Annotated in this window: 15 protein-coding genes; 7 read left to right on the top strand and 8 right to left on the bottom strand. The window is 68.0% G+C overall.

Annotation, left to right across the window (positions count from 1 at the left end; translation table 11 throughout):
• Window positions 1-11: 11 nt before the first annotated feature.
• Window positions 12-2,846 (bottom strand): zinc-ribbon domain-containing protein, encoded by a 2,835-nt coding sequence (locus ACJ8AT_RS31750; protein WP_407741691.1) that lies wholly within the window; start codon window positions 2,844-2,846, stop codon window positions 12-14.
• Between the two features lie 147 nt (window positions 2,847-2,993).
• Here ACJ8AT_RS31750 and ACJ8AT_RS31745 point away from each other — a divergent pair, with 147 nt between their 5' ends.
• On the top strand, window positions 2,994-3,668 hold the full coding sequence (locus tag ACJ8AT_RS31745; protein ID WP_407741690.1) for a polyhydroxyalkanoate synthesis regulator DNA-binding domain-containing protein: 675 nt from the start codon (window positions 2,994-2,996) through the stop codon (window positions 3,666-3,668).
• 21 nt (window positions 3,669-3,689) lie between these two features.
• Here ACJ8AT_RS31745 and ACJ8AT_RS31740 read toward each other — a convergent pair whose 3' ends face one another.
• Entirely contained in the window at window positions 3,690-4,490 is an 801-nt protein-coding gene (locus tag ACJ8AT_RS31740) for a ParA family protein (RefSeq protein WP_407741689.1), read from the bottom strand.
• A 28-nt stretch (window positions 4,491-4,518) separates the two neighbouring features.
• On the bottom strand, window positions 4,519-4,818 hold the full coding sequence (locus ACJ8AT_RS31735) for a hypothetical protein (RefSeq protein ID WP_407741688.1): 300 nt from the start codon (window positions 4,816-4,818) through the stop codon (window positions 4,519-4,521).
• Window positions 4,819-4,975: 157 nt separating this feature from the next.
• Here ACJ8AT_RS31735 and ACJ8AT_RS31730 point away from each other — a divergent pair, with 157 nt between their 5' ends.
• The 3 genes from ACJ8AT_RS31730 (at window position 4,976) to ACJ8AT_RS31720 (ending at window position 8,338) form a co-directional block, all read left to right on the top strand.
• Window positions 4,976-5,890, top strand: a complete 915-nt coding sequence (locus tag ACJ8AT_RS31730) for an ArsA family ATPase (protein ID WP_407741687.1) — start codon at window positions 4,976-4,978, stop codon at window positions 5,888-5,890.
• A complete protein-coding gene (locus ACJ8AT_RS31725; protein ID WP_407741686.1) occupies window positions 5,887-7,005 on the top strand; it encodes an ArsA family ATPase in 1,119 nt (372 codons plus the stop codon). Before ACJ8AT_RS31730 ends, ACJ8AT_RS31725 begins: the two co-directional genes overlap by 4 nt.
• A 193-nt stretch (window positions 7,006-7,198) precedes the next feature.
• Window positions 7,199-8,338 (top strand): tetratricopeptide repeat protein, encoded by a 1,140-nt coding sequence (locus ACJ8AT_RS31720; RefSeq protein ID WP_407741685.1) that lies wholly within the window; start codon window positions 7,199-7,201, stop codon window positions 8,336-8,338.
• A 22-nt stretch (window positions 8,339-8,360) separates the two neighbouring features.
• On the opposite strand, the gene ACJ8AT_RS31715 is transcribed toward ACJ8AT_RS31720, so the two are convergent.
• Window positions 8,361-8,630, bottom strand: a complete 270-nt coding sequence (locus ACJ8AT_RS31715) for a hypothetical protein (RefSeq protein ID WP_407741684.1) — start codon at window positions 8,628-8,630, stop codon at window positions 8,361-8,363.
• Window positions 8,631-8,866: 236 nt separating this feature from the next.
• On the opposite strand from ACJ8AT_RS31715, the gene ACJ8AT_RS31710 reads away from it, so the two are divergent.
• Complete coding sequence (locus ACJ8AT_RS31710) at window positions 8,867-9,631, top strand: esterase family protein (protein WP_407741683.1); 765 nt, start codon at window positions 8,867-8,869, stop codon at window positions 9,629-9,631.
• A gap of 121 nt (window positions 9,632-9,752) precedes the next feature.
• Here ACJ8AT_RS31710 and ACJ8AT_RS31705 read toward each other — a convergent pair whose 3' ends face one another.
• From ACJ8AT_RS31705 to ACJ8AT_RS31695, 3 genes are all read right to left on the bottom strand, one after another.
• Complete coding sequence (locus tag ACJ8AT_RS31705) at window positions 9,753-10,205, bottom strand: hypothetical protein (RefSeq protein WP_407741682.1); 453 nt, start codon at window positions 10,203-10,205, stop codon at window positions 9,753-9,755.
• Window positions 10,206-10,296: 91 nt separating this feature from the next.
• Entirely contained in the window at window positions 10,297-11,043 is a 747-nt protein-coding gene (locus tag ACJ8AT_RS31700; RefSeq protein WP_407741681.1) for a trypsin-like serine peptidase, read from the bottom strand.
• Window positions 11,040-11,813 (bottom strand): zinc-dependent metalloprotease, encoded by a 774-nt coding sequence (locus ACJ8AT_RS31695; protein WP_407741680.1) that lies wholly within the window; start codon window positions 11,811-11,813, stop codon window positions 11,040-11,042. The genes ACJ8AT_RS31700 and ACJ8AT_RS31695 overlap by 4 nt, the downstream gene beginning before the upstream one ends.
• Window positions 11,814-12,284: 471 nt before the next feature.
• Here ACJ8AT_RS31695 and ACJ8AT_RS31690 point away from each other — a divergent pair, with 471 nt between their 5' ends.
• Entirely contained in the window at window positions 12,285-12,752 is a 468-nt protein-coding gene (locus ACJ8AT_RS31690; RefSeq protein ID WP_407741679.1) for a DoxX family protein, read from the top strand.
• Between the two features lie 6 nt (window positions 12,753-12,758).
• Here ACJ8AT_RS31690 and ACJ8AT_RS31685 read toward each other — a convergent pair whose 3' ends face one another.
• A complete protein-coding gene (locus tag ACJ8AT_RS31685; RefSeq protein ID WP_407741678.1) occupies window positions 12,759-13,214 on the bottom strand; it encodes a PaaI family thioesterase in 456 nt (151 codons plus the stop codon).
• 274 nt (window positions 13,215-13,488) lie between these two features.
• Between ACJ8AT_RS31685 and ACJ8AT_RS31680 the strand changes: the two genes are divergently transcribed.
• A partial coding sequence (locus ACJ8AT_RS31680) for a protein kinase domain-containing protein (RefSeq protein WP_407741677.1) occupies window positions 13,489-16,478 on the top strand: 2,990 nt, incomplete at its 3' end.

Genomic DNA, 16,478 nt, shown 5'->3' with positions numbered 1-16,478 from the left:
GGCTGCCTCCCTTACGGCTTGCTCCCCTCCTCGGGAGCCGGCTCCAGGGTCACCTGGAGCCGGAAGGCGCTCAGGTCCTGCGGATACTCCTGGAACACGAGCGTGAAGGGGGCTCGCCCACCCGGAGGCACCACCGTGGCTGCCTTGTCCAGGCGCAGGCGCAGCTCCCCGGCGGCCTCGGCGCTGGTGACGGCGTGGAGATCCTCGGGCGAGGGCACCGCCCCCGCCAGCCCCTCCACGGACTTCACTCGCTGGTCCCCGTCGTAGAGCCCGGCCACCACCTTCACGCGCACGGGCTTCGAGGAGCGGTTCTCCGCCTCGCCGCGGACGTAGAAGATCGGGTTGGCGCCGCGCGTGTCATAGAGGCCGTTGCTGACGTTGTGAGGGACGAACTGGCTGGGCGTCAGCAGTTGAATCAGGTGGCCGGGCGACAGCGCCGCCGCGTCCACATGGCCCTCCTTCATGTACACGCCGCCCACCGCGGTGAGCGCCAAGAGCAGGCCCGCGGCGATGGTGAGGTAGGCCACCTGGCTCGTCACCTGCTGAGCCGCGCTGACCTTGCGCCGCTCGGGGATGCCCATGTCCGCCGGACGGCCCGCGGGCCGGGCAATGGCGGGAGACGCCAGCGTGGGCGCGGACTTGGGAGCCGGTGGAGGTGCCTCGGGCTGCCGCGGCAGATCGATCAGCTCGCGGGAGGCAGACGCGTTGAACTCCTCGCCCGCGGCCGGCTCGGCGCCCGAGTGCTGAGGAAGGTCCAGGAGCTGGCGCCCGGTGTCGGTGGGGCTGATGACCTGGTGGCTCGTATCCGTCTGGGTGAGGAAGCCCTCGGACGGGCTCCCGGTGCCGAGCATCTGCCGCCCCGTCGTCGTGGGCGAGAAGGCAGGCTCCGCCGCCGCGAACGGATCCGACATGCCAGCCTGGGAGGCTTGCGCCGCGAAGGGATCCTGCATGCCAGCCTGGGAGGCTTGGGCAGCGAAGGGGTCCTCCATGCCTCCGGCCGGGGCCGGGGCCGCGAACGGATCCGCCTCTGGCCGAGCGAATGGATCCGCCTCTGGCTGAGCGAATGGATCCGCCTCTGGCTGAGCGAATGGATCCGCCCCCTGCGCGGCGAACGGATCCGGCATGCCCCCCGCGGGAGACGGAGGCGCGAACGGATCCGCCTCCGGCGGGGCGAATGGATCCGGCATGCCACCGGGCGCCCCCATCGAGGGATCCTGGGACATCTGATCGTCGCCGATCATCCCGAAGTCCATGGGACCGGGAGGCACGAAGCTCGGGGCCGGAGCGCTCGGAGCCGCCTGCTCCATGGGCGCGGGCGATCCGAAGGACGGGCCGAACTCGTCAATCGCTGGCGCCGGCATGGGCTCCGGAGCCGCGTAGTAGGCAGGAGCAGGCGCAGTGGGCGCCTCGGGAACACTGCCCAGTTCCACGCCTCCAGAACCGAACGGATCCTCTTCAGAGAACCCCAAGGGAGCCGGCTCGGGCGCGGCGAACGCCGGCGCGGGCTCTGGATCCGCTCCGAAGCCGAACTCGTTGGAGGGCTCGCTCAGATCGGCATTCGACGGACCGAACGGATCGGCCTCGGGGAACCGCGCGGGAGCGGGTGCCGGCGCGGGTGGCGGTGGCGCCGCGCGAAATGCGGGCGAGGGAGGCAGCCGACCCGCCGCGGGAGCGGACAGCTGAGGCCCAGGCCGTCCCAGGGAGATCGGCGCGGGCGTGGGCGGCACGGACGGAGACCGCCCCACGGCGGAGGGCATCGGCGGCGCCACGGGCACGGGCGCGGGATCCGAGAACATCGCCGTGGGATCGAACTCCGGCGCGGCCCCGAGCTCCTGGGGAACCTCGCCCAGCTCTCCACTCACCGAGCCGAAGGGATCGTCATCCGGAGGCGCGAACGAGGGGCTCGGAGCGGCAGGCCAGGCCTGCGCCGGAGACGCCGCGACGGGCGGCAACTCAGGCGGAGGCAAGTCCGGCAAGGGAGCCGTCGCGCCCCCAGCGGGGTTGGCGAAGAACTCCGAGAACAGGTCCGACGCCCCCGGCACGTTGGCGGGAGCCGGAGCCAGAGTCCCGGGCTTGGCGACCGGGCGCGTGCCGCTGGCAGGTGTCCCCGCCGAGGCGGTGGGAACAGGAATCGCGGGAGGCGCCAACGGCCTCGGCGCGGCTCCCCCCAGCGCTTTCTGCGCGGCGGGCGCCGCCAACTTCACCGGAGCGGGCGTGGGAAGGCCCCGGGCCCCGGTAGGGGGCGCAATGCTCGGAACGCCCGGCAGGGGGCCCGGAGACGACGCCGAAGGCTTGAACGAAACGGCCCCGGCTCCAGGAAGACCCTGCCCGGGAGCGGGGGTGTTCTGCCGCAGACCGCCTCCCACCGGCGCGACCGGGGGGAGATCGAAAGGCAGGGGCGGCAGCGACGGCACGGGAGGCCGCGCCTCCACGGGGACCTGGATGGGCATGACCCGCGTGGTCTCGTGGAAGGCGTCCTCCTCCACCCCCGAGTCCGCCGAGTTCCACGGAGCCGGAGGAATGGGAGCCGGGGCGCTCGCGGCCGGCGTCGCGGGGCGGGAGGCCTCGACCCCCTCGGCGAAGAAGCCCGGCCGGGTGACATGAACCCCCTTGGGAGGCTCGGGAGCCGCGCCAAAGCGCTCAAAGGGATCGAACCCGCCTCCCGAGGGGGCCGGGGCCGGCGCCGGAGGCACCGTGGCATGCGATCCCGAGGCGGACGCCGCCGACTCCCGCGTCACGCGGAAGGTATGGCCACACTTGGTGCAGCGGACCTTGACCCCCTTGTCCGTCACCTTCTCGTCGGGGATCTTGAATCGCGTCTGGCACTGCTCGCACTTGACGATCATTTGCTCAGGTCCGGCAGTATAGGCGGACAGCCCGTCCACCGCGAGCAAGCAACCGAGCCAGCTTGCTCCCCTCTCCCCCCTTTGCTACAGGGTCCGGATTTCCATGCTTCACGCGCAAGGCTGCCGGACGTGGGCGGAGGACCGAACATGAGCGAAGCAGAGCAGGCAAGCGCTCCGAGCAAGGAGCCAAAGGTCATCAAGCGCTACACCAACCGGAAGCTCTACGACACTGTGGAGAGCCGGTACGTCACGCTGGATGAGATCGCCGCGATGATCAAAGACGGCGTCGAGGTCCGGATTGTCGACAACCGGACCAAGGAGGATCTCACCTCCGTGACGCTGGCGCAGATCATCTTCGAGGAGGAGAAGAAGAAGAACCAGATGCCGCTGGCGGTGCTGCGGGAGATCATCCGCCACCCCGGCGAGTCCATCTCGGGCTTCATCCAGAAGGAGGTCACTCCGCGCGTGGCCTCCATCCGCGAGGAGGCCGAGTCCCGGCTGGACAAGCTGCTGCGGCGCGGCGACGAGGTGAAGGCCCCCGAGGCCGAGGGCCAGCCCGCGCAGGCTCCGGCGGCGGATGCGGCGGCAGCGGAGGCTCCGGCGGCGGCGGCGGGGACGGCCATCAACCCCTCGGAGCTGCTCAAGGCCAGCCAGCGCGCCTTCGAGGAGTGGCAGCGGAAGATCGACGATCGCGTCAAGCACGTCGTCGAGGGCCTCACGGGCAACCTGCCGGCGCTCGGGAGAGATCTGCAGATGCTGACGCAGCGGCTCGAGGAGCTGGAGAAGAAGCTCGCGGAAGTCGAGCAGCAGAAGAAGCCCTGAGCTGAGCCGCCCTTCCGGGGCTCAAGCCACCCGAGGCGCCTTCCCCTTCTTGGGGGAGGCCGCGTCGTGGATCTCCTGGGCAATGGCCGCGAGCAGCTCCGCGCCGCGGCTGCTGGGGGCGTACTCCCAGATCGTCTTCCCGTGGCTCTGGGCCTCGTCGATCTTCACGTTGAAGCCCAGGGGCGTGGAGGCCAGCGCCTCCGGGAAGTAGGCCTTGAGGCGCTCGAGGATGGCGTCGGCCAGGGCTGTCTTCCGGTAGAGCGTGGGCACCACCTTGGTGACGCGCAGGTCCGGCCGGCCCTCGGCCTCGCCCACCTGGCGCACCGTCTCCACCATCTCCGCGCACCCATCGAGCGCCAGGTACGTGAGCGCCACGGGCACCACCACCTCCGTGGCGGCCACCAGGATGTTGCGCGTGGTGAGCCCCATGGAGGGCGGCGCGTCGAACACAAGGGCCTGGTAGCCCGCGGCCTCCGCCGGAGCGAGGCGCTCGGCCAGCCGGTGCGCGCGCCGCGCGTCCTGGGACACGACGACGGGGAAGTCGGCCATCTCCTTATAGGAGGGCAGCACGCTGAGCCCCTCGACGGCGGAGGGCTGCACCACGTCCTCCAGGCGCACGCTGTCCTCGGTGAGCAGGTGGAAGACGTTGCGCGGCAGCGTGCGCACGTCCACCCCGAGCGACTTGCCCGCATGGCCCTGGGTGTCCAGGTCCACCAGGAGCACCTTCAGCCCGCGCTCCCGAGCCAGCCACGCGGCGGTGTTCACCGCGAGCGTCGTCTTGCCGGTGCCACCCTTCTCGTTGATGAACGCGATGCGCCGCATGGCTTGGGGCTCCCCAGGCTCCTTCGAGCTACTTCTTCTTGCTGTCCACCAGCGTGTCGATCTTTCCCTCGACGGAGGCGAGCAGCTTCTCCAGGTCATCCACCTTGGCGCGCAGCAGCTCCAGGTCCGCGGTGGACGGCAGGTTCATGGCGGACAGCGCCGTGCGCAGCGCCGTGTCCAGCGTGCCCTTGGCCGCCAGCGAGCGCGACACCAGCGACTGCACCATCCCGACGAACTTCTCGTTGGAGAGCAGCGCCTGAGCGATCTTGCCGATGCGCTCCTCGCCCGTCTCCACCAGCTTCTTCATCACCGGATTGTCTTTGAGCATGGTCTCTGAGTCCTCGTGGGTCCTCGCTGGGTCCTCATGGGCCCGCCGGGCCTCCGGCGAGTCGGGAAGAAGACTGCGCACTGTGGGGGCGGCCAACGCGACGTGTCAACTCCCGTTGACAGCGCCCGGAGCCATCCCTACGGTTCGCCGCTCCCTTATGCCCGGCCTGCTCGACAAGCGCCTGTGGATCGTCTCTGGCAAGGGTGGCGTGGGCAAGAGCACCATCTCGGCCGCGCTGGCCCTGCGCTCGGCTCGCGCGAGTCGCCGCACCTTGGTCTGCGAGGTGAACACCCAGGAGCGCATCAGCCGCCTCCTGGAGCGCTCCCCCGCCGGCCCCGAGGTGAAGCTCTTGGAGGACAACCTCTGGGCCGTGGACGTGCGCCCCCAGGAGGCCATGCGCGAGTACGCGCTCATGGTCCTGCGCTTCGAGACGCTCTACAAAACTGTCTTCGAGAACCGCGTGGTGCGCTACTTCCTGCGCTTCATCCCCTCGCTGCAGGAGCTGGTGATGCTGGGGAAGATCCTCTTCCACCTGCAGGAGAAGCGGCCGGACGGGAGCTACCGCTACGAGACGATCGTCCTGGACGCGCCGGCCACCGGGCACGCCATCACCTTCCTCAACGTGCCGCAGGTGCTGCTGCGCACCGTGCCGCCGGGCCCCATGTCCAAGGAGGCGCTGAAGATGAGGGATCTGCTGGTGGATCCCCAGGTGACGGCGGCGGTGCTGGTGGCCATGCCCGAGGAGCTGCCGGTCAACGAGGCCCTGGAGCTGCACGCGGCGCTGCGCGACACGGTGAAGATCCGCACCCACGCGGCGGTCCTCAACGGCGCCTTCACCGAGCGCTTCACCCAGGGAGACCTGGAGGCGCTCGCGGGCCACCCGGAGCTGCTCCACGTGGCGAAGGCGCACCACGATCGCGCATCCCTGGCGGTGCTGGCCGAGACGAAGCTGGAGCGCAACCTCCACGTGCCCGTGCACACGGTGCCTCGGATCTTCACGCCCACCTTCGGGCGCAAGGCCATCGAGCAGGTGATGGGACACCTCGAGCCGCTGGTGACGGGGGCGAAATGAGCACCACCTCCCTTGGCCCCGCGCTCGCGAAGAAGCGCGTGCTGGTGTGCGTCGGCTCGGGCGGCGTGGGGAAGACCACGGTGGCGGCCACGCTGGCCCTGCGCGCCGCGGTGGATGGCCGCTCCAGCTTGGTGTGCACCATTGATCCGGCCAAGCGGCTGGCCAACTCGCTGGGGCTCACGGCGCTCGGGAACGCCGAGACGCAGGTGCCCGCCCAGGTGCTGGAGGGGCTGGGCGTGAAGCCCAAGGCCTCGCTGCACGCGATGATGCTCGACATGAAGCAGACGTGGGACGAGCTCATCACCCGGTTCGCCCCACCCGAGCAGCGCGAGCGCATCCTCTCCAACCGCTTCTATCAGTCGCTGTCCACCGCGCTGGCCGGCAGCCAGGAGTACATCGCGCTGGAGAAGCTCTGGGACTTGCGCCGCCGCAGCAACTACGAGCTGATCGTCCTGGACACGCCGCCCACCGCGCACGCGCTGGACTTCCTGGACGCGCCCAACCGCATCCTGGACTTCCTGGACAACGAGGCGGCCAAGTGGCTGCTCACCCCGGCGCTCAAGGCGGGGAAGATCGGCCTGTCCCTGTTCAACCTCGGCAGCAGCTACGTGGCCAAGCAGCTCTCCAAGTTCACCGGCGTCGAGACGCTCCAGGAGCTCTCCAGCTTCATGCTGGCCATCTCCACCATGAACGAGGGCTTCCGCGAGCGCGCCCGCGGCGTGCGCGAGCTGCTCAAGGATCCGCAGACAGGCTTCGTGCTCGTCACCGGCCCGCACCCGGAGCGGCTCGACGAGGTGACGCACTTCCGCGCGCTCTTGAAGCAGAACCAGATGGAGGTGCTCGCGCTGGTGGTGAACCGCGTTCACCCCATGCCGCCCCCGTCCCTGTGGGATGACGCGGCGCGGCTGGCGAGCACCCGCCGGGCCAAGGTGCTGGAGACGCTGAACGAGCTGAAGGTGCTGGCCGAGCAGGACGCCGCCGCCATCGCCCAGCTCTCGGCCGCCTGCCCGGATGTGCCGCTCATCCAAGTGCCCCGCTTCGAGCTGGACGTGCACGATCTCACGGCGCTCTGGCGCACCGGCCGCTTCCTGCTGGGCGACGAGCAGATCGCCTGAAGGCTCGCCGGGCCACGCCCCGGGTTTTCTGTCCATTGTCCTGCGCTCGACCAGGCAGCCAGGGGAGCCAGAAGCCCCGGAGCGCATTAAGCTGGGCGCGCGGACACAAGGGAACCCTGCGCCGGCCGATGCTGTCCTCTGGTGGCATCGGCTCGCGAGGGCCTGGACGGAGAGCATGAGCAAGAGGACGCACATGTCGGTCACATGGCAACGGTGGGTATTGGTGGGTGTGATTGGCCTGATGGGCTGTCGCACGACGGGGACGGCGGTGCGCGAGGACGGGAAGAAGCCTCGGCAGGAGCTCCAGTTTGATCCGGTGGAGGTGACGGCGGATCTCGACCTGGAGAAGCTCAACGACGAGGAGCTGTTCGCGGGCGGCACCTCGGCCTTCGCGGCGGAGGACTTCAAGCAGGCGGCACGCTACTTCGGGCGGCTCGTCGACTTCCACCCCGAGAGCCGCCACCGCCGCGAGGCGCTCTACAACGCGGGGCTGGCGCACCAGCGGCTCAAGGAGTGGGAGGAGGCCTACCACCGCTTCTCCGAGCTGGCGGACGCGGAGAAGGGCACCGGAGACGCGCTGGACGCCGCCTTCCGCGTGGCGGAGACGCAGTACCACCTGGAGCGCTACGACGACGCGGCGAAGGTGCTGGCCACGCTGGCCAACCGGCAGGACGTTCCCGTGGGCCGCCGCATGGAGGCGCGGGTGCAGCAGGGCGTCTGCGAGCTGGAGGCCGGCCACTCCGAGCAGGCGGAGGGCACGCTGCGCAAGGCGGTGAGCGACTACGAGGCGCTCTCGGACAAGGACGAGGTGGAGGACTACTTCCCCGCCCAGGCGCACTTCTTCATGGGGGAGATCTACCGGCTGCACTACGAGGACGTGAAGCTGGATCCGGCCCGGGGCACCGACAAGCTGGCCGAGGACCTGAACTACAAGGCCGAGCTGCTGCTGTCGGCGCAGGGGCACTACCTGCGCTCCATCCGCGTGGGCAACGGCTACTGGGCCACGGCGGCGGGCGCGCAGATCGGCGCCATGTACGAGAACCTCTATGATCACATGGTGCACACCCAGGCCCCGCCGGAGCTGAACGCGGAGGAGGCCCAGGTGTACCGCCAGGAGCTGCGCAAGAAGATCCGCGTGCTGCTCACCAAGTCCATCAACATCTACGAGCGGACGCTGGAGGCGGCCGAGCGCATCGGCTCGCAGAACGCCTTCGTGGACAAGACGCGCGAGAGCCTGCGCAAGGTGCGCGAGCTGCTGCTGGCGGACGCGGACGCGGAGGGCGACGCGCCCCCACCGCCCGAGCCGGACACGGCGCCGAAGCCTCACTCCTGAGCGGGGCGCTGCGCGCCAGCCTTCACTCGCTCGAGCGGAACCACAGAGACCCAAAACAGAGGAAGTTGGGGAGCAGGCTGAGCAACGCCATCACCATCCCGGCGATGGCGAGGCCTCTTCCCCTGCTAGCGGCCTTGTACGCAGCGGCGCCCATGAAGACCGTCCCGAAGCACGCGGCCACATTCAGCACCCCCAGCACCAGTCCAATGAAAACAAAGTAGTAGCTGAGCCAGAAAAACCCTGCGCCAGCCCCCAGGATGAGGGTGATCCCCCCCGCCATGAAGGAGAGCACGGGGAGCGCCAGGGAAGAGCGGTGGATGGGATAGGTCGGGTTCATGTTCTCGAGGAGAGCAAGGGCCGTGCCCTACTGTATCCCATTGAATTCATGGGCGGGGCAGGGCCCGCTGTCCACGCGGTTGTCAGCAGGTGTCCACCCTGGAGACGGGTGGCGGCGGGGCGCAGGCCGCTGGACGGTGCTCACGAGCCTGCTAAGAGAGGGCGGGCCCACTCACCGAGGAGACCACCCTCATGTCATTCGTCGATCCGCACCTGCGCCGGGAGCTCTTCGGCTGGTACAGCCACCGGCTGGGCATGGACATGCCCGTCGCCCGCTACGGCCACTGGGGCCCCGCGCTGCTGCTCTTCCCCACCGCCGGAGGCGACTTCCTCGAGGCCGAGCGCATGGGGCTCATCCAGGCCGTCGCGCACCACCTGTTCGCCGGCCGGCTCCAGCTCTTCAGCATCAACAGCATCAACCCCTGGGCGTGGCTGAATCACGGCATGCCCATGCACGAGAAGGCCTGCAACCAGGCGCTCTTCTCGGAGTACGTGGAGCAGGAGATCGTCCCGTACATCCGCGGCTGCCTGGGAAATGATCACGCGCGCATCGGCGCGGTGGGCGCCAGCTTCGGGGCCTTCCACGCCGCCAACGCCTTCTTCCGGCGCCCGGATCAATTCGAGGTGCTCCTGGGCCTGGGCGGCCTCTACGATCTCCAGCCGGAGCTCCTCCACGGCTACTGGAGTGACGAGGTCTACTTCAACAACCCCGTCTCCTACGTCCCGAACCTGTCCGAGGGTCCTGCGCTGGACCTGCTCCGCCACCACAGCCGCATCCACCTGGTGTCCAGCCGCGGCGCGTGGGAGCACCCCCACTTCTCGGAGCACTTCAGCCACCTGCTGCACCAGCGCGGCATCCCCCACAACCTGGACATCTGGGGCCACGACATGCCCCACGACTGGTCCACCTGGCACCGGCAGCTCGACCACTACGTGGCCGAGCGGCTCGGGTACTGATTCGAGCGGGAGTTTCATCAGCCGAAGTGGAGGCCCAGGCCGCAGCCGCGGGCCTCACTCCGGCCCAGATCAGCGCCGAGGAGATCAAGGGATGCGCTCCCGCTCCTGCCTTCCTCCGAAGTCAGCCACGTGGCATCCCGTGCATTGCGGCGGTGAATACGAGATAGCAGAAGAGCGGAGTTTCGATGAGCGAGAACCCGATTCCGACGGCGGCCACGGTGCTCCAGCGCGAACCGATTCTCTTGGCCTTCACGACCGCAAGACCTCCCAACAGCCAGCAGCCGAGGAAGGTCATCACCGCCACAGGGAAAAAAGCCATGCCGAAGGAGTTTGGGCTGAGGTTGTCTGCGGCCAGCCCGGCCACCAGCGCGGCCACCGGAGCGACGAAGGGAACCAGCGCGCACAGAATCAACGCAGGCGAGGCCCTTGGCCTCGATGTCTTCTTCTGCGGAGGATGCCGCGCCTTCAGAGCAACTGGCTGACCCGGGACAAATCGCGTCGCGCAATGGGTGCAGGTGATCTCTTCGCCTTGCTCTCCGACGGTCGATTGAAGGCACATCGGGCAAATGACCATGCCCCGTTCTCGCTGATCCGCGCCGACAGGTCAAAACCGAGCGACTCCGGCAGAGCTGTCCAACCGTTATCGGCGCATTCGTGAATGGGCCTCAACGATCAGCGATGTCGGTGCTCTGCAGGTACGGGGACGCTTCGACAATGGCTTCCGCGGTCCAGCCCCTGTTGGTTCCGTGGCCCTCTTCGTCGCAATCGCCGTCGGTGTGGATGCCCAGCAGGTAGCCTTGACGGTTGAGCACGCCAGCGCCGGAGCTCCCGACCAGGGTGTCCAGGTCCGTGTAGTAAACAAGCTGATGACATGAGGCCAGGAAGTTGCCTTCAGCGATGACCTTGGGATGGCCCCGGGGATGCTGGATGATCGCCAACCGCTCGGTGGCCTGGGTCGTCAGCAAGACGGGCGTGGCCGCGGGAAGCTCGTCGAGCTGGATGAGCGCATAGTCGGGGTCGAGCGATTGCTCGATGACAGAGCCCTCGGTCACCAGCGGATCGCCGTCCGGGTTGTCCTCGAAGTTGAAGACCAGCAGCGACCGGTCCCCGAGCCCCACACAGTGCCCCGCGGTCACCACCACCGGCCCCGCGCTCGCCGCAATCAACGTTCCGGTGCAGCGTCCGTCGATCAGAGCGACGGCGTCTTCCCTGTCCTGGACGACGTCAGCGAACTCGCCCTGGTAGCTGTTGATGGGGGTGAAATCCAGGGTCGGGCCGCACTGCCAGAGGCTGTGCACCTCTGGCAGCTTCGAATTACCGCAGACCGGGGGATCCACGGGCACCTCATCCTTTCCACAGGCCACAACGCCCAGGAGGAGGGTGCCCGCGAGGATCGACCCCCTCAGCGTCACGGATAGAGGGCCTTCAACGCAGTCTTGTCAGAGGTGCTCCACTCGCCGGTCTCGCTCGCCCGGAAGCAGGAGTTCATGATCGACCCGCCCACCTTGGCCGTGCTCGGCGTCCCGGGGATGAGGATGGCACCCACGTTCGAGGCGCCTTCGTTGGAGGCCGCGCCGCCGCAGCTGATGGACCGATCGTAGTAGTCCGAGTGGCGGAAGCCGATCGTGTGGCCAATCTCGTGGGTGATGACGTGCTCGCACACATCAGCGCCGTAGCTGTCCGTCCCGGTGCCGATATTGATGGTGCCGTAGGGCTTGCCGCCCGTGGGGAATCCAGAAGAGCCGCCGGCGCCGGTCGTGGTCTTCGCGCTGATGGTCGCGGTGCAGTCGGAGGCCGAGCCCCGCGCGAAGGTCAGCCGGAGCCCCTGGCTATTGTAGTTGTCGATGGCCAGATCGAGCCCCGCGCTGAGATTGGGGTAGCTGTTGAACTGGGAGGTGGGGACGACGCAGATCTTCGTCACGCCGGTGCCAACGAGGTTGGTCGTCCTGAACTGCTCCTGGGTCTGCTTGTCGTGCTGGAGCATCTCCCGGGACGCCGTGAGGCTCACCTGAGCGTCAAGACCTACGTACACGGAGTCGTCGACGATCATGATGTCGTCGGCCCGAAACCCCGCCTCGATCAGGTTGGAGACGATCTCCTGGTTCTCGGTCTGCAGATCGGTACCGCAGCCGGCCAGCAACGCGCCACAGCTCGCCACGAGAACTGCCGCTTTCTTGAACATGCTTGGTGTCTCCTTGTTGTCCCGGAATGGATCCATCCCACGGTCCCGGCACGGGCTCCCCGAGGGGGATTACAGACTCTTTAGAACATTTTAACCCCGAAATCCAACAAAATAAGGAAGTCAAACAAACGTGCTTTACCCGGCGAGCATGGAAACATCCGCCAAGGCACTACAGTGGCCCATCGCATCTCACCCTCGGATTCTGTCTTCTTTCAGGACAGATGGAGTGCGCACGCGCGTCGCAGCTTGCGCGGTGCTGGCGCGAGTTCCACGGTTTCTTTCCAACGATTCACACGGTTACGGGTGAGGGCCTTGCTGGCCCCACCCTTGCAACCTCTCAGCAGCAGTGAATGGCAGTCATTCGTTGCGCGGATTCACACTTCAGGGAGGTGTTTCATGAAAACTCAAAGCACTGTATCGCGAGAGCCATCCTTTCACCTTCCGCAGCTCATGGAGTCCCGCGGGCGTTTCTTGCTGCGAGTCTTTGCAGGGGTGATCTTCATCTTCCTCGGGCAGGTGAAGTTCTTCGACTCGATCCACCTGGGGACCGACGCCATCGTCCTGCCGCGGGGGCCCGAGGGCTTCGCGGTGTACCTCTCCGCGATCGGCGTCCCCTTCCCGCTCTTCAATGCCTATATGGTTTGCCTGGTGGAGGTGATCTGCGGCGCGCTGCTGATGATCAGCCCTTTCCTGCCCCAGCGCTTCTCCACGCAGCTCACGCGAATGACAGCCTTCCCGCTCATGGTGGACATGATCGTGGCCACGCTCACGGTCGGCGTGCCGAACGCCATGGGCCACCCGGTGCGGGTGCATGACATTGCCGTCACCGCTCAACCCTGGCGGCTGCCGCTGGAGGTGAGCCTGCTGGTGATCAGCCTGTACCTGCTCTTGAAGCCGCTGCCGCGCTTCCGGCTGAGCCCCCTGCAAGCCTTCGCGTAGGTCCTTTCATTTCAGCAGCAGTTGCGTGCACCGAAACAAAGCGATGACTTTGTTGTTTTCCTCATGCGTCACGGTGACGTCCCACACCTGAGTGGTGCGTCCTCCGTGGCGCATGAGGGCCTCCGCCAGGATGACTCCAGCGCGGGCCGTCCCCAGGAAGTTGGAGCTCAGGTCGATCGTGGTGAAGCTGCTCGCCCCCTCCGGCAGGCTGGTGATGCACCCATACCCTGCACAGGTGTCCGAGAACGCCACCACGGTGCCCGCATGGAGGTAGCCGTTGGGGGCCAGCAACTCCGGCCGTACCGGCAGCCTCGCTCTCAAGCGCCCGGGAGCGAGCTCGATGATGTCGACCCCCAACAGCCCGGGCAGCCGTCCCTGGCTCCATTGATTGAAGAACGCTGGTGTCCTCTCCATGCTGTCCATCCCCGCAAGATAGTCTGGGGAGAACGCGAGCGGCGACATCTACGACGAGCGTCGTTTACAGTTACGACGCTCGTCGTAATCTGGCCCCATGAGAGCGCCACTCCCCAGCCCACCCGGGCCGAGCTCGCCATCCTGCGCGTCCTCTGGAAGAACAACGAGGGGGGGAAGAAATGAACACGCTGGAAGCATGGTGGGCGCAGCCGGTGGCGCGGGGGTTATCAGGGCCTCGCCCAGCGCAAATCCGGGCAGCGTACACCCCTGCTAAGGTGCGCTCCTGGGCTGGTAGCCTGCCTGGATCCCGCTGGAGTGCCACGTGCTCTTGCCGCAAGAAGGGAAGTTGATTGCCGGGCAGTTCCTGCTCAAGCGCTTGATTGGCATGGGCGGCACGGGTGCGGTCTGGGAAGCCCACGATGTCCAACTCGATCGGCCCGTGGCGATCAAGCTCCTCAGCAGCCTGGCCACGGAATCGACCTCCGCCCTGCAGCGCTTCTCGAATGAGGCGCGCTCGCTCGCCAGGTTTCGCAGCCCCCATGTCGTCCAGATCTTCAGCACGGGCATCGAGGAGGGCACGCCCTATCTCATCATGGAGATGCTTGAGGGCGAGTCGCTCTCCACGCGGCTCGGGCGTACTCAACGCGTACCCTTGAAGACGTGCCTCCTGATCGCTCAAGGGGTCGCGGCCGCCCTGGAGTCGGCACATGGCGTGGGGCTCATCCACCGGGACATCACTCCGGGGAACATCTTCTTCGATACGCGTGGCGGCAGCGAGTCCGTCAAGGTGCTCGACTTCGGGGTCGCGAAGTTCCCGCAGCCTCGAAATGAGGAACCCCGGCACCTGACGCCGACGAACCTGGTCCTCGGCACCCCTTCCTACCTCAGCCCGGAGCAGCTCCTCGGCTCCTCAGCGGTAGGCCCTTCCGCGGATCTCTGGTCGCTGGCTGTCGTCCTGTTCGAAGCGCTCACGGGCCACCTTCCTTTCGAGGCGGACAGCGCCATGGCGATGTTCGCCAAGATCCTCCAGGAGAAGCCCTTGCTTCCCTCCCAGATCCTCCAGGAGCTGGGCACGGGCCTCGACGCGTTCTTCCTCCGCGCGCTGGCCAAGGCTCCGGCCGAGCGCTTCCCAAGCGCCCACGAGCTGGCCGCGGCCTTCACCGAGGCCATCGGACCGCTGACGGGCGTCCCCCTTCCCCTTCCCATCGCGCCGCCCCCTCCGTCCGCATCTGATCCCAGCGTGTTCCACGACATGGAGTTCACGCTCCCGGGGTTCCCAAGGCCGACGGGCACGGGGCTGAGTGGACGCGAGACGCCTTGGGAGGGGCTGGCTCCCCTCCTGCCGGGCACCTTCCAGCTGCACGCGATGACAGTCGTCCAATTCCTTCGCTCGCTCTTCGACGGCTTTCACCCCGTGGCGCGCAACGTCGTCCAGCTCGGGCATCCGCTCTTCGAGCAGAGCGGCTCGCAGCCCTTCTTCGCCATCTTCGTCGCGGGCGCCGACAGCCGCGAGGCGCGTCTCCAGACCCGGACCTTCATCCAGTACAGCGAGCCGCTCGAAGAGCACCTCAGCCTGCTGGAGAGCGGCGCTCGCAAGGTCGTCATCGCCATCGTGGACTCGGAGGAGCTCGGGGGCGGAGTCCGCGGACGGATCTTCGAGCTCCGGAAGAAGTTCGGCGCCATCGTCCTCCCGCTGCATGTCCGGGAGCTGGCCAGCGCGCTCAAGGAGAAGCAGCCCCACCAGATCTTCCTGGAGCGGCTCTCGGACTTCCACACGCCCCCGGATGTCTTCGCGATCGGCTCGCGGAAGGTGGATCCGACGGCCGTCTTCGGCATGCGGCGCCTCGTCAACGAGCTGACGCGGCTGCTCCAGGAGGCCACCCCGTTCATCTCGCTGACGGGCCTGCCTGGCACCGGCAAGACCGCGCTCATCGAGCTGGCGCGCTATGGCCTCGAGGACGCGCGCTTCGTCAGCGTCCGCTGCATCGAGGTCTCCGAGCGCCGCGTGTCCGAGGTGGCAGCGCTCGTGGGGCGCGCGCTCGAGGCCCCTGCCACCGCTGGGCCCCCACCGGGGATTCGCGAGCGGCTCGAGGCAGCGATCTCCTCGGCGAAGGAGCGGGCGCAAGGGCAGCGCATCGTCCTGGTGATCGAGGACGCGGACTTCTGCATCTCCGCCTTGACGGACGAGCGGGCCTCGGAGGAGGAGCGCCGGGATGCGCGACTGTTCTGGACCTCGCTCGCGGACCAGAGCCGGGCGGGTGCCTGTGCGGTGGTGGTGACGAGTCTGGCGGGCTCCCAGCTGAGCGACACCGTGCTCTCGGGGTGGGCCAACCCGCTGGCCAACCAGGTGCATGTCCTGCGCGTCGAGCTGCTCTCGCTCGAGGATGTGCGGAGGATGTGCACGGAGCTCGGCCGACAGATCAACGTCACCTTCGACGAAGCCGCCTTGCGGCGCATCTACGAGCTCTCCGCTGGCAATGTCCGCGTCGTGCGCAGCCTCTGCAGCCAGGCCATTCAGCTGCGGCGGCGCGCGAGCGCGGTGAGCCCCCTCCAGGAGCTGCACGTCCGCAAGAGGGACATCGCGCGGGCCGCGGTCCAGGTCGCGGGGACCAGCGACACCTTCCGGGGCAACCTGCTCCCCTGGCTGGACCCCACCGACAAGCAGGTGTTGGAGGTGGTGGCCAGCCAGCGCCCTCGCACCGTGAAGACGCTCTGCAACAGCCTGAAGGGCCAGGTCTCCGCCGAGCAGTGTGACCTGTCCCTGGAGCGCCTGCGCCGCATGGGGCTCGTCGAGCACCGGGAAGGACACGAGCGCATCACGATTCCCCTGCTGGAAGACTGGGTCCAGCACCACATCACGCCCCCGGCCAGCGTGGAGAACCAGCGGCGAGATCGCCGCCTGCGCTACCTGGCCGCGGGCTCGACGCTGACCCTGTTGCTCTTCGGCGGCTATTTCCTCGCGACCCAGCCGCAGGAGGCCCGGTGGCAGTCCGCGCAGTGCGTGGGGCAGATCAACTACCAGGGGCGCGCGCTCCCTGATCAGCCGGTGACGCTTCTGCTGTTTCGGAGCTGCAAGAGGCCGGGGGACACGACGCTTGTGAGCCTCTCGGCCCGGATGGGGACCTTTGCCCAGATCGGAGAGCAGCAGGTCCCCACCCTGGTGCTGCAAGGTGAGGGGAGACCCGAGTCGATCCCGCCCACGTGGACCCAGCTCGCGCTGCCCGTGACGTTCCGCAAGGTCATCGGCCGAGGCTCCTTCGAGCTGGATGTGCGCGTGGGAGAAGAGCCGGCCACAGCCGTCATCATCCGGGA

Origin of the sequence: Hyalangium sp. (assembly GCF_045802625.1) — a bacterium.
GTDB lineage: Bacteria > Myxococcota > Myxococcia > Myxococcales > Myxococcaceae > Hyalangium.
The sequence above is the reverse complement of the archived record's forward strand: the minus strand, read 5'-3'. Positions and strand labels throughout refer to the sequence as shown.